General features: G+C 58.2%; 25 protein-coding genes and 1 tRNA gene. 21 read left to right on the top strand and 5 right to left on the bottom strand.

Annotation, left to right across the window (positions count from 1 at the left end):
* Positions 1-12: 12 nt before the first annotated feature.
* Both BBA90_RS08690 and BBA90_RS08695 read left to right on the top strand, forming a co-directional pair.
* Positions 13-1,032 (top strand): ABC transporter permease, encoded by a 1,020-nt coding sequence (locus BBA90_RS08690; protein WP_412158906.1) that lies wholly within the window; start codon positions 13-15, stop codon positions 1,030-1,032.
* A gap of 34 nt (positions 1,033-1,066) precedes the next feature.
* Positions 1,067-2,074, top strand: coding sequence for a substrate-binding domain-containing protein (locus tag BBA90_RS08695; RefSeq protein ID WP_065648783.1), 1,008 nt, complete (start codon positions 1,067-1,069; stop codon positions 2,072-2,074).
* Between the two features lie 52 nt (positions 2,075-2,126).
* Here the strand turns inward: BBA90_RS08695 and BBA90_RS08700 are convergent, their stop codons facing one another.
* A complete protein-coding gene (locus BBA90_RS08700) occupies positions 2,127-2,372 on the bottom strand; it encodes a DUF2543 family protein (RefSeq protein ID WP_065648784.1) in 246 nt (81 codons plus the stop codon).
* Between the two features lie 291 nt (positions 2,373-2,663).
* Here BBA90_RS08700 and BBA90_RS08705 point away from each other — a divergent pair, with 291 nt between their 5' ends.
* Positions 2,664-4,523, top strand: coding sequence for a DEAD/DEAH box helicase (locus BBA90_RS08705; RefSeq protein ID WP_075050761.1), 1,860 nt, complete (start codon positions 2,664-2,666; stop codon positions 4,521-4,523).
* Here BBA90_RS08705 and BBA90_RS08710 read toward each other — a convergent pair.
* Positions 4,483-4,557, bottom strand: a tRNA-Arg gene (locus BBA90_RS08710). The genes BBA90_RS08705 and BBA90_RS08710 overlap by 41 nt on opposite strands.
* 94 nt (positions 4,558-4,651) lie before the next feature.
* Positions 4,652-5,590: a formate/nitrite transporter family protein gene (locus tag BBA90_RS08715; protein WP_065648785.1), complete on the bottom strand. Its 939-nt coding sequence runs from the start codon at positions 5,588-5,590 to the stop codon at positions 4,652-4,654.
* Positions 5,591-5,833: 243 nt separating this feature from the next.
* On the opposite strand from BBA90_RS08715, the gene ccmA reads away from it, so the two are divergent.
* Genes ccmA through mlaA form a run of 10 tightly spaced genes read left to right on the top strand, consistent with a single transcriptional unit; the run spans position 5,834 to position 13,580 of the window.
* Positions 5,834-6,442, top strand: coding sequence for a cytochrome c biogenesis heme-transporting ATPase CcmA (ccmA, locus tag BBA90_RS08720; RefSeq protein WP_065650434.1), 609 nt, complete (start codon positions 5,834-5,836; stop codon positions 6,440-6,442).
* The gene (gene ccmB, locus BBA90_RS08725) at positions 6,442-7,101 is read left to right on the top strand and encodes a heme exporter protein CcmB (protein ID WP_065648786.1); all 660 of its coding nucleotides are present in this window, start codon (positions 6,442-6,444) and stop codon (positions 7,099-7,101) included. Before ccmA ends, ccmB begins: the two co-directional genes overlap by 1 nt.
* Before the next feature lie 54 nt (positions 7,102-7,155).
* A complete protein-coding gene (locus BBA90_RS08730; RefSeq protein WP_065648787.1) occupies positions 7,156-7,896 on the top strand; it encodes a heme ABC transporter permease in 741 nt (246 codons plus the stop codon).
* Positions 7,893-8,123: a heme exporter protein CcmD gene (gene ccmD, locus BBA90_RS08735; protein WP_065648788.1), complete on the top strand. Its 231-nt coding sequence runs from the start codon at positions 7,893-7,895 to the stop codon at positions 8,121-8,123. Before BBA90_RS08730 ends, ccmD begins: the two co-directional genes overlap by 4 nt.
* Complete coding sequence (gene ccmE, locus BBA90_RS08740; protein ID WP_065648789.1) at positions 8,120-8,605, top strand: cytochrome c maturation protein CcmE; 486 nt, start codon at positions 8,120-8,122, stop codon at positions 8,603-8,605. Before ccmD ends, ccmE begins: the two co-directional genes overlap by 4 nt.
* Positions 8,602-10,560, top strand: coding sequence for a heme lyase CcmF/NrfE family subunit (locus tag BBA90_RS08745; RefSeq protein ID WP_065648790.1), 1,959 nt, complete (start codon positions 8,602-8,604; stop codon positions 10,558-10,560). The genes ccmE and BBA90_RS08745 overlap by 4 nt, the downstream gene beginning before the upstream one ends.
* The gene (locus tag BBA90_RS08750; protein WP_065648791.1) at positions 10,557-11,114 is read left to right on the top strand and encodes a DsbE family thiol:disulfide interchange protein; all 558 of its coding nucleotides are present in this window, start codon (positions 10,557-10,559) and stop codon (positions 11,112-11,114) included. The genes BBA90_RS08745 and BBA90_RS08750 overlap by 4 nt, the downstream gene beginning before the upstream one ends.
* A complete protein-coding gene (locus tag BBA90_RS08755; protein ID WP_065648792.1) occupies positions 11,111-11,566 on the top strand; it encodes a cytochrome c-type biogenesis protein in 456 nt (151 codons plus the stop codon). Before BBA90_RS08750 ends, BBA90_RS08755 begins: the two co-directional genes overlap by 4 nt.
* On the top strand, positions 11,566-12,777 hold the full coding sequence (ccmI, locus tag BBA90_RS08760) for a c-type cytochrome biogenesis protein CcmI (RefSeq protein WP_065648793.1): 1,212 nt from the start codon (positions 11,566-11,568) through the stop codon (positions 12,775-12,777). The genes BBA90_RS08755 and ccmI overlap by 1 nt, the downstream gene beginning before the upstream one ends.
* 35 nt (positions 12,778-12,812) lie before the next feature.
* Positions 12,813-13,580, top strand: coding sequence for a phospholipid-binding lipoprotein MlaA (gene mlaA, locus BBA90_RS08765; RefSeq protein WP_065648794.1), 768 nt, complete (start codon positions 12,813-12,815; stop codon positions 13,578-13,580).
* A gap of 51 nt (positions 13,581-13,631) precedes the next feature.
* Here the strand turns inward: mlaA and fadL are convergent, their stop codons facing one another.
* On the bottom strand, positions 13,632-14,882 hold the full coding sequence (gene fadL / locus BBA90_RS08770; protein ID WP_065650435.1) for a long-chain fatty acid transporter FadL: 1,251 nt from the start codon (positions 14,880-14,882) through the stop codon (positions 13,632-13,634).
* A gap of 360 nt (positions 14,883-15,242) precedes the next feature.
* Between fadL and BBA90_RS08775 the strand changes: the two genes are divergently transcribed.
* The 4 genes from BBA90_RS08775 (at position 15,243) to sixA (ending at position 19,821) form a co-directional block, all read left to right on the top strand.
* Positions 15,243-15,539 carry a YfcZ/YiiS family protein gene (locus BBA90_RS08775; protein ID WP_075050726.1) on the top strand — a complete coding sequence of 99 codons (297 nt, stop codon included), beginning with the start codon at positions 15,243-15,245 and terminating at the stop codon, positions 15,537-15,539.
* Between the two features lie 161 nt (positions 15,540-15,700).
* On the top strand, positions 15,701-17,011 hold the full coding sequence (fadI, locus tag BBA90_RS08780; RefSeq protein ID WP_065648795.1) for an acetyl-CoA C-acyltransferase FadI: 1,311 nt from the start codon (positions 15,701-15,703) through the stop codon (positions 17,009-17,011).
* A complete protein-coding gene (gene fadJ, locus BBA90_RS08785; RefSeq protein WP_065648796.1) occupies positions 17,011-19,131 on the top strand; it encodes a fatty acid oxidation complex subunit alpha FadJ in 2,121 nt (706 codons plus the stop codon). Before fadI ends, fadJ begins: the two co-directional genes overlap by 1 nt.
* Before the next feature lie 207 nt (positions 19,132-19,338).
* Entirely contained in the window at positions 19,339-19,821 is a 483-nt protein-coding gene (gene sixA, locus BBA90_RS08790) for a phosphohistidine phosphatase SixA (RefSeq protein WP_065648797.1), read from the top strand.
* A gap of 241 nt (positions 19,822-20,062) precedes the next feature.
* On the opposite strand, the gene smrB is transcribed toward sixA, so the two are convergent.
* Complete coding sequence (smrB, locus tag BBA90_RS08795; protein ID WP_065648798.1) at positions 20,063-20,611, bottom strand: endonuclease SmrB; 549 nt, start codon at positions 20,609-20,611, stop codon at positions 20,063-20,065.
* 154 nt (positions 20,612-20,765) lie between these two features.
* Here smrB and prmB point away from each other — a divergent pair, with 154 nt between their 5' ends.
* The 4 genes from prmB to BBA90_RS08815 all read left to right on the top strand — a co-directional run bounded on the left by prmB (position 20,766) and on the right by BBA90_RS08815 (position 24,531).
* On the top strand, positions 20,766-21,698 hold the full coding sequence (gene prmB / locus BBA90_RS08800) for a 50S ribosomal protein L3 N(5)-glutamine methyltransferase (RefSeq protein WP_065648799.1): 933 nt from the start codon (positions 20,766-20,768) through the stop codon (positions 21,696-21,698).
* Positions 21,699-21,744: 46 nt separating this feature from the next.
* On the top strand, positions 21,745-22,830 hold the full coding sequence (gene aroC / locus BBA90_RS08805; RefSeq protein WP_065648800.1) for a chorismate synthase: 1,086 nt from the start codon (positions 21,745-21,747) through the stop codon (positions 22,828-22,830).
* 8 nt (positions 22,831-22,838) lie between these two features.
* Positions 22,839-23,663, top strand: coding sequence for a penicillin-insensitive murein endopeptidase (gene mepA, locus BBA90_RS08810; RefSeq protein ID WP_065650437.1), 825 nt, complete (start codon positions 22,839-22,841; stop codon positions 23,661-23,663).
* Positions 23,664-23,733: 70 nt separating this feature from the next.
* Positions 23,734-24,531 (top strand): sulfite exporter TauE/SafE family protein, encoded by a 798-nt coding sequence (locus tag BBA90_RS08815; RefSeq protein ID WP_065648801.1) that lies wholly within the window; start codon positions 23,734-23,736, stop codon positions 24,529-24,531.
* Positions 24,532-24,534 lie beyond the last annotated feature (3 nt).

Raw genomic sequence — 24,534 nt, forward strand, 5'->3', positions numbered from 1 at the left:
ACCACACATTCCATGCCTTCCGGCATCTCATTTTTTACACGCAATAAAAGACGTATGCACAAATACGGCATCATCATCGCGTTTTTTGTGCTTTGCCTGATTGTGGCAGCCGTCGGCGAGCTGCAGGTCGCTAATGGCGCCTGGAGCAGCAACTATTTTCTCAGTAATGAAAATATGCTGATTGTGCTGCGCCAGGTCTCTATCAACGGCATTTTAGCGATCGGTATGACCTTTGTAATTATCACCGCCGGCGTCGACCTGTCGGTGGGATCGGTGCTGGCGCTGAGCGGCATTGTTGCTGCGCGTTTTGCCACTAACAACAGCGGCATGGCAATCGGCGATACGGCGCATGCCGTGATGGTCCCGATGATTGTCGCGTTAGGCATTGGCATTGTCTGTGGCCTGATCAACGGTACCGTGCTGGCGCGTTACCGCCTGCAGCCGTTTATCGTCACTATGGGCATGCTCTCTGCTGCCCGCGGCCTCACGATGCTGACCACCGGCGGCAACCCGGTTTCACAGCTTAACAGTGATTTTCGCTGGCTCGGCAATGGCTACATGGCCGGCATACCCGTACCGGTCATTATCTTTGTTGTGCTGTTTGGCCTCGCCTGGCTGCTGCTCAATAAAACCTTACTCGGGCGCTACGTCTATGCCGTTGGCGGCAACCCGAAAAGTGCCCGTACGTCAGGCATCAGCGTCGTGGGCATAAAAGTCATGGTTTACACCCTGTGCGCCGCGCTGGCCGGGATCGCCGGGCTGATCCTCACCGCACGCACCGGATCGGCACAGACTAACGCGGGCGCAGGCTATGAACTCGATGCGATTGCTGCGGTAGTGATTGGCGGCACCAGTATGGCTGGCGGTGTCGGTACGCTTGTTGGCACCTTTTTTGGTGTGCTGATCATCGGCGTAATGAATAACGGCCTGGATTTGCTGGGGGTGCAGTCTTACTACCAGCAGATTATTAAAGGCGCCCTGATTGTAGTGGCTGTACTGCTCGACCCGTCGCGTAAACAACAGCGCGATTAACCTCTGAATAGATAAACCCTGCCAGGAGAGAACAATGAAAATAAGATCTATCGCTCTGTTAACTTCAGCCCTGACGCTGGGCGCGATTAGCATAGCGCAGGCTGCCCCCGTAAAAATCGCTGTGCTGATGTATGGCAATAAGGCGGAATTCGTTCAGCTGATGGAGCGCTACGGTAAAGCGCATCCGGCAGTAAAAAGCGGCGAAGCTGTACTCACCTTTTACGATGGTCGTTATGATGCGTCGGTGCAGAATGACCAGGCGGCGACCGCTATCCAGACGCGCGCAGACGCCATTATCGTGAACCCGATGGACTATGAAGCCAACATCGATATTGTGACCAATGCTAACGAAGCCAAAATTCCGGTGGTGGTCACCAACGCCCGTCTGAACACGGAAGAGATGACGTCAGAAGTGGTCTCTAATGATGAGCTGGGCGGCTATCTGGAGGCCAAAGCGGTTCTGGATAAGCTGCAGTGCAAAACCAAAAAGGTCAATGTCGTCATCATCGAAGGACCGAAGGGCGGCAGCGGTGAGATCCAGCGCGGCAAAGGCAATGACAAAGCGATAGCGGAGTGTGGTCCGGGACAGGTTACCGTACTGGAGAGAAAAACAGCCAACTGGTCACGCGCAGAGGCACAGCCGCTGATGGAGAACTGGCTGCAGAAGCATCGCGGTAAAATCAACGGTGTGATCGGCCAAAACGATGAGATGGCGCTGGGTGCTATTGAAGCGATTAAAGGCGCGGGTCTGAACGTTAACGATTTCGCGATTGCCGGTGTGGATGGCGTGTCTGATGCAATTCATGCCGTTCAGGCGGGTGAAATGGTCTCTATTCTGCAGGATGCGAAAGGCCAGATGCAGGGCGCCATTGATGTCGCGCTGCGCGCAGTAAAAGGCGCAGGCTATCAGCCGCAGTCTGACATCTGGCAGCAGTATGCCAAAGATCTCGCCTGGGACGGCGGCACGAAAAAACACTACTACATTCCGTGGACCACGGTCACTGCGGATAATGCGCAGCAGCTGCTGGATGCACGTAAGTAATCAACGCCACGGTGAGCAGGCTGTCTGCCTTCAGACAGCCTGTTAACATCGTTTACTCGTTGCCCCATTCGTTCAGGAAGTTCGCCACATCATCAATGCGCGCGTCAGCAATTCCCGCCTCGCGCGCCATCTCATGCTGCGCTTCTTCACTGATCTCCTGATGGTTATTCAGGCGGGTGATCAGCAGCTGGAAGTAGTGCGCCAGCGGGTCGCGCTCGGCTTCACTCACCGGTTTTTCACACTCTTCAGCGTAAGTGTCAGCGATATCGTAATACTTCAGATCAATCTCATGTTTCATGGTGCGCTCCGGAAACGGGGGAGGGTTCAGATGCCAGCGGCATCATTTAGCGTAAATCATACCACTCCTGCCCGCATTTTCCCGCCTGCCGGAAAAGGCCGCGGAATGCCCGGTAAATCAGAGGCGTTATTACCCTCAGAATAAATATATTTCTGACCCGCCATTATCAGAATAACAGCAGCGTAATAAACCGGCACAGGGTAAAACGGCATAACATCGTATTCTAAACTTTTAATAGCGGTGTTATCGTTGTGTTGCGCTGATGTACTTTATATACATGGATACTGTTTTATGGCGAAATTAATGACCTCCCTGACGCTGTGTTCAGGGCGAATGACGCACGGAGAGCGACGCGTCGCCCAGCGGCTTGAATCGCATCTCGGCGACGATTGCCTTATCTGGTATGACATTCCGGTTGGACGCCAGTACCGGCATCCTGACTTTGTTATTATCGATCCCGACAACGGACTGATTTTCCTTGAGGTCAAAGACTGGAAGCTAAATACATTGCAGCATGCGGATCCGCAGCGGGTGACGCTGAGAAACGCCCAGGGCGAAACGCAGGCGCAAAATCCGCTGCTGCAGGTCAGAGAGTATGCCTGTGCAACCGTCGAACAGTTATCTCAGGATCCGAAACTGCAGCAGAAAACAGGCCTGTATAAAGGAAAGCTGAATATGGCCTGGGCCTATGGTGTGGTGTTTACCAATATTACCCGCCAGCAACTGACATCACTTTCAGCCGATGGCGTGGTTGAATCTATATTTCCGCAGGCGCTGACGATTTGTCAGGATGAAATGACAGAGTCTGTCTCTGTTTCTGCGTTTCGCGCTAAAATTTCCGGACTGTTTACTACCCGTTTCAGACCCGCAATAACACCCGCTATGCGGGATATACTGCGCCGGCATCTTTTTCCGGAGATCGCTATTACGGTAAAAAATAAGCGCAGTAATATTTACCGGGTAATGGATCTGCAGCAGGAGGTGCTGGCGCGTAATCTTGGCGAAGGGCATCGTGTCATACATGGCGTGGCCGGTTCCGGTAAAACGCTGATCTTACTCTACCGCTGTTTATATCTTTCCGAGACCACCACGCGCCCTGTACTGGTACTCTGTTTTAATATCATTCTGGCTAACTATATCCGTGAGTGCATCGCGGCCAGAGGGCTATCGGATAAAGTACACGTCTATCATTTTCATGACTGGTGCGCGACGGCCGCCCGGACCTTTAAGCTGAATATGAGCGGGGAAGGGCGCTATTATGATAACTGCTTCGCGGCGCTGGAAAATGCGGTTAACAGCGGCACCGTCGGGGATGCGGGGTACGATGCGGTGCTGGTGGACGAAGGGCATGATTTCGACCGGCGCTGGCTTTCACTGATTGCCCGGCTGTTTGATAACACCCGCCGCTCGCTGCTGCTGATGTACGATGATGCCCAGTCTCTGTACCGGCGTGAAAAAGCGCTGAACTTCTCGCTGGCAAGCGTGGGCATCCAGGCGCAGGGGCGTACCTCTATCCTTCGGGTAAACTATCGCAATCCGCGGCGCATCCTCAATTTTGCCTATGCTTTTTCACGCGACTACTTTGACCGGCATCATAATCAGGAGCTTCCGCTGGTACTGCCGGAAGCCTGCGGCGAAGAAAACAGCGACATTCCCGATATCGAACAGTGTCAGTCTGCAACAGATGAAGCGCGTCGCGTTGTGGCATGGCTGAGAGAAAAATATGCGTCTGCAGGCCGCTGGGGCGACATGGCGGTACTGTGTCCCACGCATTTTTCAGCAGACAGACTCATCGATCTGCTGAAGCAGCATGCGATCCCTGCCGCCGTGAGCTTTACGACAGAAGACAAAAAACGCTATTCGCATCGGGAGGATGTGGTACATCTTCTGACCTTTCAGAGCAGCAAAGGGCTGGAGTTCCCTTACGTTGCCGTGATCAATGCTTCATTTGTTCATAAAGGGGCTGAAGATGAGTCTGAGGCTATTCCGGCGCTGTATGTGGCCTTTACACGTGCCACCCAGGCGCTACTGGTCACCTGCTACAAAGAAAACAGCATCAGTCAGCAGCTGTCGAAATTTGCCGGTATGGATTTGCAGGATGAGGGGGATATGGCGTCCCCTGCAGGAATCGAACCTGCAACTAGCCCTTAGGAGGGGCTCGTTATATCCATTTAACTAAGGAGACATCCGGAGCGCAGTATACCCGGATGCGTTCCGGATGTTAACCGGGCGCGGCGTGATTGCTCATTCTGTCAGCAGCGCCGCGCCCGGGGAGCGGGTTACTCCGTCTGCTCTCCGGCAGCGTTCTTCTCTTCTGCTTTCTCGCGGCGTTTTTGATCCGCCCGCGCCTTCGCTTTCGCCTCTTCGCTCATGTCGTTGCGGATCTGCGCATGGCTGATCAGGGCAAAAATCAGCGTGCCGCCGGTGATGTTACCGAGCAGCGTGGGCAGCGCAAATGGCCAGAAAAACTCCTGCCACGGCACCGTGCCCGCAAAGACCAGATAGAGCACCTCGACTGATCCGACCACGATATGCGCCAGATCGCCCAGCGCCACCAGCCACGTCATCATAATGATGATCAGCAGTTTGGCATTTTCCGCATGCGGGATCATCCAGACCATGGTGGCGATGATCCAGCCGGAGATCACGGCATTCGCGAACATCTCGCCCGGCGTGTTTTCCATCACCTTTTCACTGATGGCCGTGAACGCCTGGCGCGTCGCCTCATCAAAAATGGGCATGTAGTTAAAGGCCAGCGCCGCCAGCCCGGTACCAATCAGATTGCCCAGCAGCACCAGCCCCCACAGGCGCAGCAGCAGCATAAAATTGCTGCCGGTGGGCTTGTGCATAACCGGCAGCACCGCTGTCACGGTGTTCTCGGTAAACAGCTGCTGCCGCGCGAGGATCACAATCACAAAGCCAAAGGTGTAGCCGAGGTTCTCCAGCAGAAAGGCGCCGGGGACCCCTTCAAGGTGAACCTGAAAAATCCCTTTCGCCATCAGCGACGCGCCCATTGAGAGGCCTGCGGCGATGGCTGACCACAGCAGCGCCATGCCGTCACGCTCTAACTCTTTCTCTCCATCCTGCCGTATCTCTTCATGAATCGCCGCTGCCCGCGAGGGCAGGGCCTCTTCATCAACTTCAATCTCAGTGCCTTGCTCTTTTTCTTCGCTGTCTACGTCATTGTCGTGTTCAGCATGTGATGGCGATGGCTTCATGTTTGCTCCTGGTGATAGTGCCAATGCGTAATAAGCGTAGACGGTTTTAGCAAGCCTGAAATGTTACGAAGAGTTTCTTTAAGCGTAACAAAATTTTAACCGCGCCGCTTTTTTACACAGTTTTCGGATTTAAAGACCGTAAACAGGTGCGTGGAGCGAAATGAGAGCACAGTCACACTCTTCGGCGGACTGCAACAGTGTGATATTATCGCCGCCTCATTTTTTGCGGTGATGCGCCCCTCTATGTTCGACGTCATTAATCTCTCATGCGTTCGCGATGAGCGAATGCTGTTTCATGGGCTGAGCTTCCATGTCCGGCCGGGTGACCTCGTGCAGATAGAAGGGCCGAACGGTGCCGGCAAAACCTCACTGCTGCGTCTGCTGGCCGGTCTAAGCCGGGCAGAAGAGGGCGAAGTGCGCTGGCAGGGCGAAACGCTGCAGCGACAGCGTGAAATATGGCAACAAAACCTGCTCTATCTTGGCCATCAGCCTGGCGTAAAAGCGGTACTCTCCCCGCTGGAAAATCTGCGTTTCTGGCACGGCGACAGCAGCCAGGCGGCGCTGTATGCAGCACTGGAGCAGGTCAGCCTGACCGGCTATGAAGAGGTACCGGTGGCGCAGCTTTCTGCCGGGCAGCAGCGGCGCGTCGCGCTGGCACGCCTCTGGCTCAGTTCAGCCCGACTGTGGATCCTGGATGAACCGCTGACTGCGATCGATAAAGCTGGCGTGGAAACACTGATGGCACGCTTTAATCAGCACGCCAGTCAGGGCGGGGCGGTGATCCTCACCACGCACCAGGAGCTGCCCGCCGCCGCGCTACGTAAAATACGCCTGAGCGGGGAGTGGCAATAATGCTGCTGCGTATTATCCGGCGTGAACTGAAAATTGCGTTTCGCAGCGGGGCTGAAGTGATCAATCCGCTGTGGTTCTTTCTGATTGTCATTACGCTGTTTCCGCTCGGCATCGGGCCGGAACCGCAGCAGCTGGCGCGTATTGCGCCCGGCGTGGTCTGGGTCGCCGCTCTGCTGGCTTCGCTGCTGGCGCTGGAGCGCCTGTTCCGCGACGATTTCCTTGATGGATCGCTGGAGCAGCTGCTGCTGTTGCCGGCGCCGCTACCGGTCACGGTGCTGGGTAAAGTGATCGCACACTGGCTGGTCACCGGCCTGCCGCTGATCCTGCTGTCGCCGCTGGCGGCCCTGCTGCTGTCGCTGGACATGGCAGGCTGGCGCGCGCTGGCGCTGACGCTGCTGCTGGGTACGCCGACGCTGAGCTTTCTTGGTGCTATCGGCACCGGTCTGACAACGGGATTACGGCGCGGCGGCGTGCTGCTCAGCCTGCTGGTGCTGCCGCTGACCATTCCGGTGCTGATTTTTGCCAGTGCGGCTATCGATGCCGCCGGGCAGGGGCTGCCAGTTGGCGGCTATCTGGCAGTTCTGGGTGCGATGCTGACGGTGAGTGCGACGCTCTCGCCGTTTGCCACCGCGGCGGCGCTGCGAATCAGCCTGCAGTAATGCGCTTCCTCAGAGAAGCCATTCCGTCTTTATTATTAAGTGTGAGCAATGCAAATGTGGAAATGGATACATCAGTGGGCAAGGCCGGAGCGCCTTTATCAGCTATGCGGGCGCCTTATTCCTGGCATGGCGATTGCCGCAGCCGGCGCGCTGCTGCTTGGCTGGGGATGGGGGGTTGGCTTCGCACCGGCTGATTATCAGCAGGGCAACAGCTTCCGGATTATGTACCTGCACGTACCCGCTGCCATGTGGTCAATGGGGATCTACGCCTCCATGGCGATTGCCGCCTTCACCGGTCTGGTATGGCAGCTGAAAATGGCTGACCTGGCCGCCGCCGCCATGGCGCCGGTGGGCGCTGCGTTTACCTTTATTGCACTGGTCACCGGCTCTGCGTGGGGCAAGCCGATGTGGGGAACCTGGTGGATCTGGGATGCGCGCCTCACCTCAGAGCTGGTGCTGCTGTTCCTTTATATGGGCGCGATGGCACTCTGGCTCGCCTTTGACGATCGCCGCACAGCGGGCCGCGCCGCCGGTATCCTGATCCTCGTCGGCGTGGTGAACCTGCCGATCATTCATTTTTCCGTACAGTGGTGGAACACGCTGCATCAGGGCTCATCCGGTCTGCTGCAGCAGGCGATCGATCCCGCTATGCGCACGCCGCTGCGCTGGTCAATTCTCGGCTATCTGCTGCTGTTTATCACGCTGACGCTGATGCGGCTGCGTAATTTGATTTTACTGACTGAACGGCATCGTCCGTGGGCTATCGCGCTGGCGCAGCAGGGGGAAAAAGCATGAGTCCGGCCTTCTCCTCCTGGAGTGAATTCTTTGCCATGGGCGGCTACGCCTTTTTTGTCTGGCTGTCGGTGGCCTGCACCCTGATCCCGCTGCTGGGTCTGGTGCTGCATACGCTGCTGCAGCGTCGTCGTTTGCTGGCGGAGATCCGTCAGCGTCAGGTGCGGGAACAGCGTGTGCGTGCGGCACAGACTAAACAGCGCGCGCACGCTGCCGGGGAGGCAGGATGAATATCCGTCGTCGTAACCGTCTTTTGGTGGTGCTGGCTATTCTGACCGGCCTTGGCCTGGCGACCGCCCTGGTGATGTATGCCCTGCGCTCAAACATCGATCTGTTCTATACGCCAGGTGAGATTATCAATGGCAAAGGCGACGCGCAGCTGAAGCCGGAAGCGGGACAGCGCCTGCGCGTGGGCGGTATGGTCATGCCTGGCAGCGTAAAGCGCGATCCGCAATCGCTGGCGGTGACCTTTAGCCTTTATGACGCCCGAGGCGTGGTCAGCGTCAGCTATAACGGCATCCTGCCCGATCTGTTCCGTGAAGGGCAGGGGGTCGTGGCGCAGGGAGTGCTGCAGGCAGGTAATGTCATCAGCGCCCGGGAAGTGCTGGCAAAGCACGATGAAAAATATACGCCGCCGGAAATTCAGGACGCGATGAATAAAAACCATACCGGCGCGGCAGCGCGCTATCAGCCGGCGGGTAATCAGCCATGATGCCGGAAATCGGAACCTTTCTGCTCTGCCTGGCGCTGGGCCTGGCGCTGCTGCTGAGTCTTTATCCGCTGTGGGGGGCCGCGCGTCAGGATGCGCGGCTGATGGCCCTCGCACGACCGCTGACCTGGGGCATGTTTTTAAGCATTGCCGCCGCCTTTATGGTGCTGGTGCACGCGTTTGTGGTGAACGATTTCACCGTCGCGTATGTTGCGACTAACTCGAATACGCTGCTGCCGGTCTACTATCGCATCGCCGCAACCTGGGGGGCGCATGAAGGCTCGCTGCTGCTGTGGGTACTGCTGCTCAGCAGCTGGTCGCTGGCGGTAGCGATTTTCAGCCGTGAGATGCCGCGCGATGCGCTGGCGCGCGTGCTGGCGGTAATGGGGATCATTAATGCCGGCTTTCTGCTGTTTATCCTGCTGACCTCCAATCCGTTTGCCCGCACGCTGCCTGACTTCCCTGTCGACGGACGCGATCTCAATCCGATGCTGCAGGATATCGGCCTGATTTTCCATCCGCCGCTGCTTTATATGGGCTATGTCGGTTTCTCGGTGGCGTTTGCCTTTGCCATCGCCTCGCTGATGACCGGGCGACTGGATACCGCCTGGGCGCGCTGGTCGCGACCCTGGACCACCGCCGCGTGGGTCTTCCTTACGGTGGGTATCGTGCTGGGATCGGCGTGGGCCTATTATGAGCTGGGCTGGGGCGGCTGGTGGTTCTGGGACCCGGTGGAAAACGCTTCATTTATGCCGTGGCTGGCCGGAACCGCGCTGATGCACTCGCTGGCGGTTACAGAAAAGCGCGGCAGCTTTAAAGCCTGGACCGTGCTGCTGGCGATCGCGACGTTCTCGCTCAGCCTGCTCGGCACCTTTCTGGTGCGGTCCGGGGTGCTGGTTTCGGTGCATGCCTTTGCCTCCGATCCGGCGCGCGGGATGTTTATTCTCGCTTTTCTGATCATCGTGATTGGCAGCTCGCTGCTGCTCTATGCGCTGCGCGGCGGGCAGGTACGCAGCCGCGTGCAAAGCGAAATCTGGTCGCGGGAATCGTTTCTGCTGGGCAATAACGTGCTGCTGATTGCGGCAATGCTGGTGGTGCTGCTCGGTACGCTGCTGCCGCTGGTGCATAAGCAGCTGGGGCTGGGCAGTATTTCAGTGGGAGAACCCTTCTTTAATACCCTGTTTAGCTGGCTGATGGCGCCGTTTGCGCTGCTGCTCGGTATTGGTCCGCTGGTACGCTGGCGGCGCGATGAGCCGCAGAAACTGTGGAAGCGGCTGAGCGCCGGGCTGGTGGTCACGCTGCTGCTTTCTGTTCTGCTGCCGTGGCTGCTGGAAGATCGTATCGAAGCGATGACGGTAACCGGCCTGCTGATGGCCATCTGGGTCACGCTGCTGACGCTGATGGAGCTGCATGAGCGCGCGACGCACCGGCATAGCCTGCTGAAAGGATTGCGTCATCTGTCGCGCAGCCACTGGGGCATGGTGCTGGGGCATCTGGGCGTGGCGGTAACGGTGGTGGGCATCGCATTCAGCACCCAGTACAGCGTTGAGCGCGATGTACGGATGAAGGCGGGCGACAGCATCGATATTCATCGCTACCACTTTGTATTCCGCGACGTGCATAACCTGCAGGGCCCTAACTACAGCGGCGGCGTGGCGATCATTGACGTGACCCGTGATGGCAAACCGGAAGCTGAACTGCGGGCGGAAAAACGCTTTTATACCGCGGCGCGCACCATGATGACCGAAGCGGCGATCAGCGGCGGGTTTACCCGCGATCTCTATGCGGCGCTCGGTGAAGAGCTGGATAACGGTGCCTGGGCTGTGCGCCTCTACTATAAACCCTTTGTCCGCTGGATCTGGTTTGGGGGACTGTTTATGGCGGCAGGCGGCCTGCTCTGCCTGCTGGATCCGCGTTATCGCGCGCGGAAAAAAGTTGCGCGTGAGGAGCGGGCATGAACAAAAAAATTCTTTTTATTCCCCTGGTGCTGTTTCTGCTGCTGGCGGCGGCGCTGCTGTGGCAGCTGTCGCGCAATGCGCAGGGTGACGATCCCTCCCGGCTGGAGTCAGCCCTGACGGGCAAGCCGGTGCCGCAGTTCAGACTGGAAGCGCTGGATAAGCCGGGCAAAATCTACAGCCAGCAGATCCTTACCGATGGCCAGCCGCTGCTGCTCAACGTCTGGGCGACCTGGTGTCCGACCTGCCGCGCTGAGCATCACTATCTGAACCAGCTGGCAGAGCAGGGCGTACGCGTGGTCGGTCTCAACTATAAAGATGATCGTACCAAAGCGATAAACTGGCTTAATACGCTGGGCAACCCCTACGCCCTGAGCCTCTATGATGGCAACGGCATGCTGGGACTCGATCTCGGTGTGTATGGTGCGCCGGAAACCTTTCTGATCGACGGCCACGGTATTATCCGTTACCGCCACGCCGGCGATATGAACGAGCGCGTCTGGAATCAGGAAGTTAAACCGCTGTGGGAAAAATATAGCCGTGAGGCAGGATCATGAGCAGGCTGCTTCTCGCCCTGACGGGGCTGCTCCTTGCGCTCAGCGTGCAGGCCACCACGGATACCCTGCAGTTTGCCTCGCTGCAGCAGGAGGATCAGTATCGTGCGATCACCGCCTCGCTGCGCTGCCCGAAATGCCAGAACAACAGCATCGCAGATTCAAACGCCATGATTGCCGCTGATATGCGCCTGAAAGTCTATGAGCTGATGCAGCAGGGCAAGAGCCGGCAGCAGATAGTGGATTACATGGTGGCGCGTTACGGTCACTTTGTCTCTTACGATCCACCGCTTACCCCCTCGACGCTGATTTTATGGGCCGGTCCGGCGCTGTTTGTGCTGCTGGGTGGCGGGGTGATCCTGCGGCGTAACCGCCGCGTGCGTGAGCCGGGTGAACTGAATGATGATGAACAACAGCGCCTGGCGGCGATTCTGGAACGTAACGGGAAGCCGTAATGACCGCATTTTGCACGATTCTGATAATTTTACTGACGGCTGCGATGGCGCTGTTTTTGGCTGCGGGATGGCGCCAGCGTGAATACCATGCTGACGAACGCGACCGTCTTAACACCGCCTTTTACCAGCAGCGCCTGCGCGAGCTGCAGCGTGATGAAACGGAAGGCGTGGTAGCCAACCGGGCGGAGATGGAGCGCGATCTGCAGCAGATGCTGCTGACGGACGTACCCGACGGGCAGACTCTCCCGGCGCGGCAGAGCAGCCGCTGGATCCTGCTGCCGGGCGTGATCCTGCTGCTGCTGGTGACAACCGGGGTCTATCTGCAAACCGGCGGCTACGCACAGCTCGCGGGCTGGCTCGCCGTTCAGCGTGACTATCCGGCGCTGCGCGCGCGCGTAATGGACCCGGCTGCAAAGCCGCTGACGATGGAGGAGCTGGCGCGCCTGCAGCTGGGCCTGCGCACGGCGCTGCAGCAGACAAGCGGCAGCGCCGATGAGTGGGCGATGCTGGGGCGGCTTGGTATGGTGCTGAACAATGCGACTGCGGCCGGGCAGGCGTTTGAGCGCGCCCTGCAGCGCGCACCCGGCAACCTGGAACTGCAGCAGGATTATGCGGAAGTCCTGACACGCTCCGGCGATCCGCAGGATAACCGGCAGGCGGGACTGCTGCTGCATGCGCTGCTGAAGCGCGACAGCGCGAATCTTCGCACGCTTAGCCTGCTGGCATTCAACGCGTCCGGGCAGCAGAACTATACTGAGGCGATCGATGCGTGGCGCGCCATGCTGGCATTACTGCCTGCCGGCGATCCGCGCATCACGCTGATTCAGCGCAGCATTGAACAGGCAAAAACCGATGCCGGACAGCAGGCGGTCGCGCTGAGCCTGACGGTAAAGCTGTCGCCGCAGGCAGAAAAAATGTTGCCGCCGGACGGAGTGTTGTATATTTCTGTATCTGACGGTGTTTCACCGGTGCCCGTGGCCGTTAAGCGCCTGCCGCTTAGCCACTTTCCGCTATCGCTTACGCTGGATGACAGCAACGCTATGATGCCCGATCGCCTGCTTTCGGCGCAGCATCAGGTTCAGGTCAGAGTGCGCATTGCCCGCGACGGCAGCGCAAATCCTCAGGCCGGGGACTGGTTCGGGATCAGTGCTATTACCTCGTGGGAGGGTCACCAGCCGCTGACTGTTGAGATTAATCAGCAGCAGCCCTGAAGCGCTACATTTATTATCCGCACAGGGAGAAGAACATGAATAACCGCCTGACCAGTCTGGCACTGGCCAGTTTACTTCTGGTGGGATGCGCCAGCTCAAAACCGGCAGATGATGCCGCCCCGGCGCAGCGCAGCGATCCGCTGGAAGGGTTTAACCGTACGATGTTTAACTTTAATTACAACGTACTTGATCCCTGGGTGGTGCGCCCGGTGGCGGTAGCCTGGCGCGATTATGTGCCGGTACCGGCACGTACCGGCGTCAGCAATTTTCTGGGTAACCTGAATGAACCAGCCAGTATGGTTAACGCTATTCTGGTGGGCGAGCCGCGTCAGGCCGGGATCCACTTCACGCGTTTCTTCCTGAATACCGTGCTGGGTCTGGGCGGTTTTATCGATGTTGCAGGCAAAGCGAATCCGGTGCTGGCGCGCGAGGTACCGCATCGCTTTGGCAGCACGCTGGGACGTTATGGCGTTGGCTACGGCCCGTATGTCGTACTGCCAGGCTACGGCAGCTTCACCGTACGGCAGGATGGCGGTGACTATGTGGATACGCTCTATCCGGTACTCAGCTGGCTCACCTGGCCGATGTCGATCGGTAAATGGGCGCTGGAAGGGGTGGAGACACGTGCTCAGCTGCTGGACTCCGACGGGCTGCTGAAACAGCAGCAGGATCCTTACTCCTTTATCCGCAATGCCTATTTCCAGCGTAACGATTTCCTGGCCAGCGGCGGCAAGCTGAAGCCGGAAGAGAATCCAAACGCCAGCGCGATACAGAATGATTTGCAGGATATCGACGCGCCGTAAAAAAAAGGGCAACCCACCGGGTTGCCCTTCTTATTTATGCAACTGCAGTCATCAGAACTTATAGTTAAAGCTCGCACCGTAGAGCCAGGCTTTGCCTTCAGAGTTAAAGGTATAAGGGGCTTCATTAACGGTAACGTGCTGACCATGCATATAAGACACGCCGACATCCACTGACGCTTCAGGCGTAAAGGCGTAAGACGCACCGGCACTCAGCCACAGGCGATCCTGGTCCGGAATAGAGATAGAACGTTTATCGGCCGGAACCGGGCTGTCATCGAAGGCGATACCGGTACGGAAGGTCCAGCGATCGTCATAGAAGTAGGTCGTACCCAGCGCAATGCGATAGGCATCTTTAAAGCTTTCATCTTTCTGGAACAGCGTCTGACCACGGCTGCCGGTCGCTTTCAGCTCCTGGAACTGGCTCCAGCTGGTGTAGGCAAGGCTGTAGTGCACTGCCCACTGTGGCGCAACTTTATGCCAGCCGGACACTTCCCACATTTCCGGCAGGTTCAGTGTCAGGTAGCCGGGCACCGTTGAGCCGCCGGTACCGCCAAACGCCGCCGGAATATCATTTTTATAGTTGCCGTCAAAGTCGACTTTTACCTCAGAGCGATAGGTAAAGCCGAAACGGTTATTTTTATCCACTTCATACAGCACGCCGGCGTTCCAGCCATAGCCCCACTCATTGCCTTTGAGGTGCGCGACCTGCAGGTCTGACGGGAAGCCCACTGCCGGGCCGGCTTCACCGGCATAACGCTCGATTTTGGCACGGGCGTAAACCGCATCAAAACCAACGCCCACGCTCAGATGCTCGTTCAGCCGATACGCGGTGCTGAGATTAAGGTTGGCGGTCATCAGGTCGGTTTTGCCGCCGTAGCCCCCTGCGGCATAACCGTTGTTAAACTCTGTGGCCAGGCCATAGTTTGACGTTGCTGACGCGCCCACCCACCACCGATCGGTAAGTGGCTGAACGTAGTGAATATTGGGCACCCACTGATTAGGCGCAATGTTATTGGCATCCAGGCTGTTGCCGGTTAGCGGGCTGCGGCCACTGATATCCACTTCAGGATCGATATAGACCGCGCCGATCGAGAACATCGGGCTCTCCATCAGCGCCATGGTGGCGGGGTTGCGACTGGCCGATGCTGCTGTGTCACCCATCGCGCCTTCACCTGAATAAGCGCGACCTAATCCAATTGCTGAGAATTCGTTAAGTTGAAAGCCTGCGGCGTAAACCTGGGAGGAGACGAGCGCCACTGCAGCTGCCACAGCTGACTTTGCAAACAGGTTCTTATGGTTCATGACCACAACCTCATCAAAATTATTATTAAACGTTGTCACGTCGCGTAACAAAGGACGGCGGATTGTAGGGACTGAGACTAAACAGACATATCAGACCAGTGCGACGAGTATAGGTCTGACCTGTGTGTAAGTTGCAATAATGTTTTTCAAATATTACAGACTTGATCGATAAAATCAGATCTGCTTAACAATTTCTTTATGCTGCGCCGTCAGCATACCGGCTCAGATTTGTTTTGGATCAAATTTTATTGTGATATTCGTCACTTAGCGACGCAATCATAGAGGAAAACGGCCCGCAGGCGTACACTTTCTGACAGAAAATCACCCCAACAGCGCCCGCTTTTTAGCCGGAGAAACTTCATGAGTCATACCATTAATAACTGCAGAACCCGCGAGACCGCAGCCTGCTGCTGTGTGGATACAGGTATCGTGATTGATAACAGTGACTGCAGCGCCCGCTGGTCAGCACTGTTTCCCGATCGCCAGGCTGCCGAAGCGAAGCTGGCCGCGCTGACGGAGAAAGCACAGCACACCGCTTCTGAACCCTGTCAGATAGCATCGCATTTTATCTCAGAGCCGGATGGCATACGCCTGAACGCTGAATTTACCTTTGCCTGTCAGGCTGAAGCGCTGATTTTTCAGCTCGCCCTGCGTTGATCCTGCCGCCGTCGGCCAGCGACGGCGAATTGCCATTTTCGTGTTTTTCCTCGCACTTTTTTCTCTTTGCTATTGGCGCGCAGTCGCCGGATGGTTAACACTGACGATCAGGTCAGACCTGTCTGGCAATGGTGTCAGATCGTCGGTTACAGGGGAAAATAATGAGCAGAGCGCAGCCATTGCTGACGCGTCAGGGCGAACGTATCGCGATTACTCACGGGCTGCGTACGCCTTTTGCCCGTCAGGCGAGCGATTTTCACGGCATTCCGGCGCTGGAGCTGGGGCGTATGGTGGTCAGCGAACTGCTGGTGCGCAGCGAACTGCCGGTTGAAGTCATCGATCAGCTGGTGTTTGGCCAGGTGGTACAAATGCCTGAAGCGCCAAATATTGCGCGCGAAATTGTGCTGAGCAGCGGGCTGAGCGTACACACGGACGCCTACAGCGTCAGTCGCGCCTGTGCGACCAGCTTTCAGGCCGTCGCTAACCTTGCTGAAAGCCTGATGGCGGGCACCATTGATGCGGGTATTGCCGGCGGCGCCGACTCCTCCTCCGTATTACCGATTGGCGTCAGTAAAACGCTGGCGCGCGCGCTGGTGGATCTTAACCGGGCGCGAACCTTACCTAAAAAGTTGCAGATCCTGCGGCGTCTGCGCCCGCGCGATCTGCTGCCGGTGCCACCTGCTGTAGCAGAGTATTCAACCGGTCTGCGCATGGGGGATACGGCTGAACAGATGGCTAAAACGTACGGCATCACGCGTGAGCAGCAGGACGCGCTGGCGCTGCGCTCACACCAGCGTGCCGCGCAGGCCTGGCAAAGCGGCGTACTGCAGCAGGAAGTGATGCCCGCCTTTGTGCCGCCGTGGAAAGCGCCGGTTGAGCAGGATAACACCATCCGTTTTAACGCCAGCGCGGCAGATTACGCCAGACTGCGGCCCGCTTTTGACCGGCGTCATGGCTCGGTCACCGCGGCAAACAGCACGCCGCTGACCGACGGCGCGGCAGCGCTTATCCTGATGCGTGAAGGGCGCGCCCGCGAACTGGGGATTGCGCCGCTGGGCTACCTGCGCAGCTACGCATTTACCGCTATTGGTGTGCATACCGATATGCTGCTGGGGCCGGCTTACGCCTCGCCGCTGGCGCTGGATCGCGCGGGCGTTACGCTGAATGACTTAATGCTGATTGATATGCATGAAGCCTTTGCCGCGCAGACGTTAGCCAACCTGAAACTGTTCAGCGATGACCGCTTTGCGCGTGAGGTACTCAACCGGCCACAGGCACTGGGTGAGGTTGATGACGCCCGTTTTAATGTGCTGGGCGGCTCCATCGCCTACGGGCATCCGTTTGCCGCCACCGGTGCACGCATGATAACCCAGACGCTGCATGAGCTGCGGCGTCGCGGCGGCGGGCTGGGGCTGGTCACCGCCTGTGCAGCGGGAGGCTTAGGTGCCGCAATGGTTCTGGAGGCTGAATAATGCAGAATACCGCGTTTGAATTAACCCTGCGTCCGGATCATGTTGGTGTGATCACCATTGATGTGCCGGGTGAAAAAATGAATACCCTGCGCGCTGAGTTTGCTGCGGAGATCCGTGCGGTCATAGCCGCAGCCCGTCAGCATCCGCAGCTGGCAGGTCTGATACTGATTTCCGGTAAAGCGGACAATTTTATTGCGGGTGCCGATATCAGCATGATTGACCGCTGTGATTCACCCGCTGAAGCTCAGGCGCTGGCAAAGCAGGGCCAGGACGTGATGGCGGAAATCGCCGCGCTGCCGTTTCCGGTGGTGGCGGCAATTCACGGTGCCTGTCTGGGCGGAGGGCTGGAGCTGGCGCTGGCGTGCGACGCCCGCATCTGTTCGCTGGATGAGAAAACCCGCCTCGGGTTGCCAGAAGTGCAGCTGGGCCTGCTGCCCGGTTCCGGCGGTACGCAGCGGCTGCCTCAGCTGATCGGGGCGGAGCAGGCGCTGTCGCTGATGCTGAGCGGTAAAGCACTGCGTGCCCGGCAGGCGCTTAAGCTGGGCCTGGTGGATGATGCCGTGCCGCACGCTATTTTGCTGGCAACAGCAGTGGCGCGCGTACATAAAGGAAAAGGCGCAGCGCGTCCTCTGCCACAGCGGGCACGTTTTACACAGAGCATCGTAGGCCGGCCGCTGCTGTTTGCGCTGGCAAAGCGCCAGACGGATAAAAAAACGCACGGCAACTACCCGGCGACTGCGCGTATTTTGCAGGTGGTGCGCACCGGGCTGGAGCAGGGCAGTCAGGCAGGACATGAGGCCGAGGCGCAGGCGTTTGGCGAACTGGCGCTGACGCCAGAGTCTGCGGCGCTGCGCAGCCTGTTTTTCGCGTCCACCGCGCTGAAAAAAGCAGCCGCGACAGAGGGGGAGGCGCGCACGCTGCAGCAGGTGGGTGTGCTGGGCGGGGGGCTAATGGGCGGCGGGATCGCCAGCGTGACGGCGCTGAAGGCGGGACTGCCGGTGCGCATCAAAGATATCCAGCTCAGCGGGGTCAATCACGCACTGCGCTACAGCTGGGATCTGCTCACGAAGAAAGTCAGGTGGCGTCAGCTGAAACCGGCGGAGCGGCAGCAGCAGATGGCGCGCATCAGCGGCGGCACCGACTATCAGGGCTTCAGCCAGCGCGATGTGATTATTGAAGCGGTATTTGAAGATCTCGCGCTGAAGCAGCAGATGGTGGCGGAAATTGAACAGCACTGCCAGCCCGACACCATTTTTGCTTCGAATACGTCTTCGCTCGCTATCGGCGATATTGCCGCGCAGGCACAGCGGCCGCAAAACATCATCGGGCTGCACTACTTCAGTCCGGCAGATAAAATGCCGCTGGTGGAAGTGATCCCGCACGCCGCGACGTCAGCTGAAACGCTGGCTACCTCGCTGCGGCTGGCGCAAAAGCAGGGGAAAACCGCGGTAGTGGTGGCGGATCGTCCGGGTTTTTACGTAAACCGCATTCTCGCGCCTTATATTAATGAAGCATTACGCTGTCTGCTGGAAGGTGAACCGGTTGAACACATCGACCAGGCGCTGGTAAAAGCGGGTTTCCCGGTAGGGCCATTGCAGCTGCTTGATGAAGTGGGCATCGACACAGGCAGCAAAATCAGTCCGCTGCTTGAGCAGGCGTATGGCGCGCGCTTTGCTGCACCGCAGGCTGCGGTTGATGCCATTCTCGCTGACGATCGTAAAGGACGAAAAAACCGCAAAGGGTTTTATCGCTATGAGAAGAGGCGCTGGCCCGGCGCGCGTAAAGCGGATCACAGCCTCTATACGCTGCTCGCTATCAAGCCGGAGGCACGTCAGAGTGAACAGCAGATTGCTGAACGCTGCATGCTGATGCTGTTGAATGAGGCTGCGCGTTGCCTGGATGAATCGGTGATCCGTTCGGCACGCGATGGTGACATTGCTGCCGTATTCGGCATCGGTTTTCCGCCTTTCCTTGGCGGACCGTTCCGCTATATGGATCGCTACGGCAGCGCTGCGCTGGTGCAGAAACTGACGGCACTCGCACAGCAGTACGGCGATCGCTTTACCCCGTGCGAGGCGTTGCTGAAGCGGGCAGAACAGGACGCGCATTTTTACATTTAATCACGTTCGGTAAGAGCAGTGCAGATTCAGCCGCTTAGCACAGCAGGCGCACGATACGTCAGCCGGTAGCGTTTTAGCGGGCGCTTATTTAATGAGCAACCGGTTGACTATACTGAAGGCATTGGGGTAAAACACAGCCTTCATTCGCAGAATGAAGCGTCTGGTGCTGCGGTACCGGGCGATATCGACCAACAACAGCGGTGCTTTATGCAAGTTTTTATCATGCGTCATGGCGATGCAGCTCTGGAAGCCGCGAGCGATTCTGCTCGTCCCCTTACGCTGTGCGGCTGTAACGAATCACGTCAGATGGCGAGCTGGCTTAACAACCAGGCGCCGGATATCGGAAGGGTGCTGGTCAGCCCCTATCTCCGTGCCGGGCAGACGCTCGCCACGGTGCGCGAGGCACTGGATTTGCCGCAAAATCAGGAAGTTCTCCCTGAACTGACGCCGGGTGGTGACCCGGGACAGGTCGCAATGCATTTGCATGCGCTGGCGCTGCAGGGGGTGAAAGCCGTGCTGGTGATTTCGCATCTGCCGCTGGTAGGATACCTGGTTTCTGAGCTGTGCCCGCAGGAAACGCCGCCTATGTTCGCTACGTCGGCTATCGCCTGTATCGATTTTAACGCTGATGAGTGCGAGGGCAAACTTTTGTGGCAGGTGAGTCCGGCCAGGCTGGCTAAAGCTATCTGATTCCCCTTCATACTTCAGGCCGCAGCAGCGTTGGCTGCGTGCTTTCACCCCGGTCACTTACTGATGTAAGCTCCCGGGATTCATTTACTTGCCGCCTTGCTGCAACCTGAATTATTTCGGGGAATTTGTGTGTTCAGGCTGCAGCCGCACTGGCTGCGTGCTTTCACCCCGGTCACTTACTGATGTAAGCTCCCGGGGATTCATTTACTTGCCGCCTTGCTGCAACCTGTAACCTCATCTGCTAAGGCAATTCAGGCGGTTGCCACTCTTCTACCTCAATCAGCACCAGTAATGCGGCGTCGCCGCCGAACAGTTTAGGTGCCTGGTGAAAAGCCATCACATGCGGGTGCTGCGCCAGCCAAAGTGGCGTCTGCTGTTTAAGAATATGTTTTCCGTGGCCGGTCATGACGCTGGCGCAAAAAATGTGTTCGCGGCGGCAGGCGGCGATCAGCGCACCCAGCTCCTGCTTCGCCTGCATCTGCGTCAGTCCGTGCAGGTCGAGAAATATTTCCGGCGTATAGTCACCACGACGCAGCTTCTTCAGTTCATAGTGGCTGACGTCAGCGCGTACATAGCGCACCGGGCCGTCGCTGGAGAGCAGCGGCTGAAACTCGTCGGAAAAATAGTGGCTGTTGTCAGCCTGCTCGGAAAGCAGACGTTTCAGCGGTACTTCCCGGGTTTTTACCGCAGGTTTATGTACGATAGTGTCCTGTTTCAGCTTACGCGTCCCGGTCATTAACTGACGAAACAGCGCCTGATCGTCGTCGTTCAGCGGCGTCTTTTTACTCATGGCGGGAAAATTCTTTCAACGTTGCAGTTTACCGGGCTGATACCTTACCGCTAAGCGCTGACAAATGTCAGCTTTTTCGCCTCGCTGCGCTGAATTCTGGTCCGCTTCATGGCAAACTATCGGCCGATTGATTTTATGGCCTGCGGAGGGCTACGTGGACAAGATTTTCGTCGATGAGGCAGTAAACGAACTGCACACTATTCAGGATATGCTGCGCTGGGCCGTCAGCCGTTTTTCGGCGGCTGGCATCTGGTACGGCCACGGCACGGATAATCCCTGGGACGAAGCGGTCCAACTGGTTCTGCCCACGCTGTGGCTGCCGCTCGATATTCCTGAAGATATGCGCCATGCGCGCCTGACTGCCAGTGAACGGCATCGTATTGTTGAGCGGGTCATCCGCCGCGTGAATGAGCGTATTCCGGTCGCTTATCTGACCAACAAAGCCTGGTTCTGCGGACATGAGTTTTATGTTGATGAGCGAGTGCTGGTCCCGCGTTCACCGATTGGTGAGCTGATTGAAAACCGTTTTGCCGGTCTGCTCGCCAGCCAGCCGCAGCATATTCTGGATATGTGCACCGGCAGCGGCTGCATCGCTATCGCCTGCGCCTATGCGTTTCCTGAAGCGGAAGTGGATGCAGTGGATATCTCCCACGATGCGCTGGCCGTGGCGGAGCAAAACATCGAAGAGCATGGCCTGCTGCATCACGTGACGCCGATTCGCGCCGATCTGTTCCGCAACCTGCCACCGGTTAAATATGACCTGATCGTCACCAATCCGCCTTACGTTGACGCGGAAGATATGGGCGATCTGCCTGGCGAATATCATCACGAACCGGAACTTGGTCTGGCAGCCGGCAGCGATGGCCTGAAGCTGGTACGCCGCATTCTCGCCTGTGCGCCTGACTATCTGAGCGAACAGGGCGTGCTGATTTGCGAAGTCGGTAACAGCATGGTGCATATGATCGAGCAATATCCTGACGTGCCGTTTACCTGGCTGGAGTTTGATAACGGTGGCGACGGCGTCTTTATGCTGACGCGCGAGCAGATCGTTGCAGCACAGCACCATTTCTCCTTTTTTAAAGATTAATTTGCGGCGCGCCTGAGCGCCCGCACTATGGCAACAAGGAGCCATCATGGCCGGAAACAGCATTGGACAACTTTTTCGCGTTACCACGTTTGGCGAGTCGCACGGTCTTGCGCTGGGCTGCATCGTTGACGGCGTGCCACCCGGTATTCCGCTGACCGAAGCCGATATCCAGCACGATCTCGACCGCCGCCGTCCCGGCACCTCGCGCTATACCACCCAGCGTCGCGAGCCGGATCAGGTGAAAATTTTGTCTGGTGTGTTTGAAGGGGTGACCACTGGCACCTCTATCGGCCTGTTAATTGAGAATACCGATCAGCGTTCGCAGGATTACGGCGCAATCAAAGATCTGTTCCGGCCTGGCCACGCGGACTACACCTACGAGCAGAAATATGGTCTGCGCGACTATCGCGGTGGCGGACGCTCCTCAGCGCGCGAAACCGCCATGCGCGTGGCCGCCGGTGCTATCGCCAAAAAATATCTGCAGCAGCAGCACGGTGTTGTGGTGCGGGGTTATCTGGCGCAGATTGGCGACGTCGCCTGTGAGCTGAAAGACTGGAGCATCGTGGAAGAGAACCCGTTTTTCTGCCCGGACGCCAGCAAGCTGGAGGCGCTGGATACGCTGATGCGCGCTCTGAAGAAAGAGGGCGACTCTATTGGCGCAAAAGTCACCGTCATGGCGGAAAACGTCCCACCAGGCCTCGGTGAGCCGGTGTTTGATCGTCTTGATGCCGATCTGGCGCATGCGCTGATGAGCATCAACGCCGTTAAAGGCGTGGAGATTGGGGATGGCTTTGCCGTCGTCAACCAGCGCGGCAGCGAACATCGCGACGAAATCCGCACAGATGGCTTTCAGAGCAACCACGCCGGCGGCATCCTCGGCGGCATCAGCAGCGGGCAGACCATCAGCGCCAATCTGGCGATGAAACCGACCTCCAGCATTACCGTACCGGGTAACACCATCACCCGCACGGGCGAGGAGGTAGAGATGATCACCAAAGGGCGGCACGATCCCTGCGTGGGCATTCGCGCCGTACCCATTGCGGAAGCGATGATGGCGATAGTGCTGATGGATCACCTGTTACGCCAGCGCGGGCAAAACGCTGACGTTAACAGCAGCGTGCCGCGCTGGTGAGCCTGATGATGCGCCGCGCTCTGCTCACTCTCGCCGCGCTGCTGGGTAGCGCGGTCGCCGTTGCCGCCACGCCGTGGCAGCAGATCCAGCACCCGGTTTCCGGGGCGCCGCAGTCGATTGGCGGCTTCGCCAATGGCTGTATCATTGGCGCACAGGCGCTGCCGCTTGACGCACCGGCCTATCAGGTCATGCGTCAGGACCAGCGCCGCTACTACGGCCATCCCGATTTGATCGCCTTTATTCAGCGCCTCAGCACTCAGACCCGTCAGCTGCAGCTGGGGCAGGTGCTGATTGGCGATATGGGAATGGCGGCCGGTGGACGTTTCAGCAGTGGCCACGCCAGTCATCAGACCGGACTGGATGTGGACATCTGGCTGCAGCTGCCAAAGAGCCGCTGGAGCGCGCAGCAGCTGCTGAAGCCGCAGCCGCTGGATCTGGTGGCGCCGGATGATAAACAGGTGATCGCCCGCCACTGGCAGCCGCAGATCGACAGCCTGATCAAGCTGGCCGCGAAAGACAGCGACGTCACGCGGATTTTTGTGAATCCGGCGATCAAAAAGCAGCTGTGCGCCGATGCCGGCAGCGATCGCGCGTGGCTGCATAAAGTACGTCCGTGGTTTGCGCATCGGGCGCATATGCATGTGCGCCTGCGCTGTCCGGCCGGCAGCCTGGAATGTGAAGATCAGCCGCCGCCGCTACCGGGAGACGGTTGCGGAGCGGAGCTGGAGAGCTGGTTTCTGCCGAAAAAGCCCGGCAGCACGCCGCCGGTAAAAAAAGCACCGCCGCCGCTGCCGCCATCCTGCCAGGCGCTGCTGGATAACCACCGGCTCTGAATACGTCTTCCGGCGCGCAATGGCCATCGCCCCGCGCCGGGCTTGTCTGCTACCTGCTGCGAGAAGTGAAATGGACCTTTTTATCGTCAGCCCGCTTATCCTTGGCGTACTGTTTTTTGTCGCCATACTGGCCGCCTTTATTGACTCAATAGCCGGTGGCGGCGGGTTGCTGACCGTTCCTTCGCTGCTGGCGGCCGGGCTGTCACCGGCGCAGGCGCTTGCCACTAATAAGCTGCAGTCGGTCGGCGGCTCTTTCTCTGCCAGTCTCTATTTTGTCCGTCGTGGCGCTGTAAACCTGCGTGCCCAGCGGCTGAACATTGCGATGACGTTTCTCGGTGCGGTCGGCGGCACGCTGCTGATCCAGCATATCCAGGCCGATATCCTGCGGCAGATCCTGCCGCTGCTGCTTATCGCCATTGGGCTCTGGTTCCTGCTCATGCCGCGTCTGGGAGAAGTGGATCGCGAACATCGTCTGCAGGGCGTGGCGTTTGCGCTGGTGGGCGGCGGCTGTGTGGGCTTCTATGATGGCTTCTTCGGCCCGGGGGCCGGATCCTTTTACGCACTCGCCTTTGTCACGCTATGCGGTTTCAACCTCGCCAAAGCAACGGCGCATGCCAAAGTACTGAATTTCACCTCCAACTTTGCCAGCCTGCTGTTCTTTATGTTTGGCGGCAAGCTGGTGTGGGGAACCGGCGTGGTGATGCTGCTCGGCGCATTTATCGGGGCACGGCTTGGTGCCCGGCTGGTGCTGAGCCGCGGTCAGCGGCTGATCCGCCCGATGGTCGTGACCGTTTCTGCGGTCATGAGCGCCAAACTGCTGTGGGACAGCCACGGGGCCGACATACTGACCTGGTTTGCAGCAGGATAAACC

The organism is Pantoea eucrina, assembly GCF_001691555.1.
Lineage (GTDB): Bacteria > Pseudomonadota > Gammaproteobacteria > Enterobacterales > Enterobacteriaceae > Pantoea > Pantoea borealis.

Coding starts and splice junctions, on each gene's coding strand:
- BBA90_RS08690 (WP_412158906.1), top strand. CDS start 13: ATGCCTTCCGGCATCTCATTTTTTACACGCAATAAAAGACGTATGCAC.
- BBA90_RS08695 (WP_065648783.1), top strand. CDS start 1,067: ATGAAAATAAGATCTATCGCTCTGTTAACTTCAGCCCTGACGCTGGGC.
- BBA90_RS08700 (WP_065648784.1), bottom strand. CDS start 2,372: ATGAAACATGAGATTGATCTGAAGTATTACGATATCGCTGACACTTAC.
- BBA90_RS08705 (WP_075050761.1), top strand. CDS start 2,664: ATGGCGAAATTAATGACCTCCCTGACGCTGTGTTCAGGGCGAATGACG.
- BBA90_RS08715 (WP_065648785.1), bottom strand. CDS start 5,590: ATGAAGCCATCGCCATCACATGCTGAACACGACAATGACGTAGACAGC.
- ccmA (WP_065650434.1), top strand. CDS start 5,834: ATGTTCGACGTCATTAATCTCTCATGCGTTCGCGATGAGCGAATGCTG.
- ccmB (WP_065648786.1), top strand. CDS start 6,442: ATGCTGCTGCGTATTATCCGGCGTGAACTGAAAATTGCGTTTCGCAGC.
- BBA90_RS08730 (WP_065648787.1), top strand. CDS start 7,156: ATGTGGAAATGGATACATCAGTGGGCAAGGCCGGAGCGCCTTTATCAG.
- ccmD (WP_065648788.1), top strand. CDS start 7,893: ATGAGTCCGGCCTTCTCCTCCTGGAGTGAATTCTTTGCCATGGGCGGC.
- ccmE (WP_065648789.1), top strand. CDS start 8,120: ATGAATATCCGTCGTCGTAACCGTCTTTTGGTGGTGCTGGCTATTCTG.
- BBA90_RS08745 (WP_065648790.1), top strand. CDS start 8,602: ATGATGCCGGAAATCGGAACCTTTCTGCTCTGCCTGGCGCTGGGCCTG.
- BBA90_RS08750 (WP_065648791.1), top strand. CDS start 10,557: ATGAACAAAAAAATTCTTTTTATTCCCCTGGTGCTGTTTCTGCTGCTG.
- BBA90_RS08755 (WP_065648792.1), top strand. CDS start 11,111: ATGAGCAGGCTGCTTCTCGCCCTGACGGGGCTGCTCCTTGCGCTCAGC.
- ccmI (WP_065648793.1), top strand. CDS start 11,566: ATGACCGCATTTTGCACGATTCTGATAATTTTACTGACGGCTGCGATG.
- mlaA (WP_065648794.1), top strand. CDS start 12,813: ATGAATAACCGCCTGACCAGTCTGGCACTGGCCAGTTTACTTCTGGTG.
- fadL (WP_065650435.1), bottom strand. CDS start 14,882: ATGAACCATAAGAACCTGTTTGCAAAGTCAGCTGTGGCAGCTGCAGTG.
- BBA90_RS08775 (WP_075050726.1), top strand. CDS start 15,243: ATGAGTCATACCATTAATAACTGCAGAACCCGCGAGACCGCAGCCTGC.
- fadI (WP_065648795.1), top strand. CDS start 15,701: ATGAGCAGAGCGCAGCCATTGCTGACGCGTCAGGGCGAACGTATCGCG.
- fadJ (WP_065648796.1), top strand. CDS start 17,011: ATGCAGAATACCGCGTTTGAATTAACCCTGCGTCCGGATCATGTTGGT.
- sixA (WP_065648797.1), top strand. CDS start 19,339: ATGCAAGTTTTTATCATGCGTCATGGCGATGCAGCTCTGGAAGCCGCG.
- smrB (WP_065648798.1), bottom strand. CDS start 20,611: ATGAGTAAAAAGACGCCGCTGAACGACGACGATCAGGCGCTGTTTCGT.
- aroC (WP_065648800.1), top strand. CDS start 21,745: ATGGCCGGAAACAGCATTGGACAACTTTTTCGCGTTACCACGTTTGGC.
- mepA (WP_065650437.1), top strand. CDS start 22,839: ATGCGCCGCGCTCTGCTCACTCTCGCCGCGCTGCTGGGTAGCGCGGTC.
- BBA90_RS08815 (WP_065648801.1), top strand. CDS start 23,734: ATGGACCTTTTTATCGTCAGCCCGCTTATCCTTGGCGTACTGTTTTTT.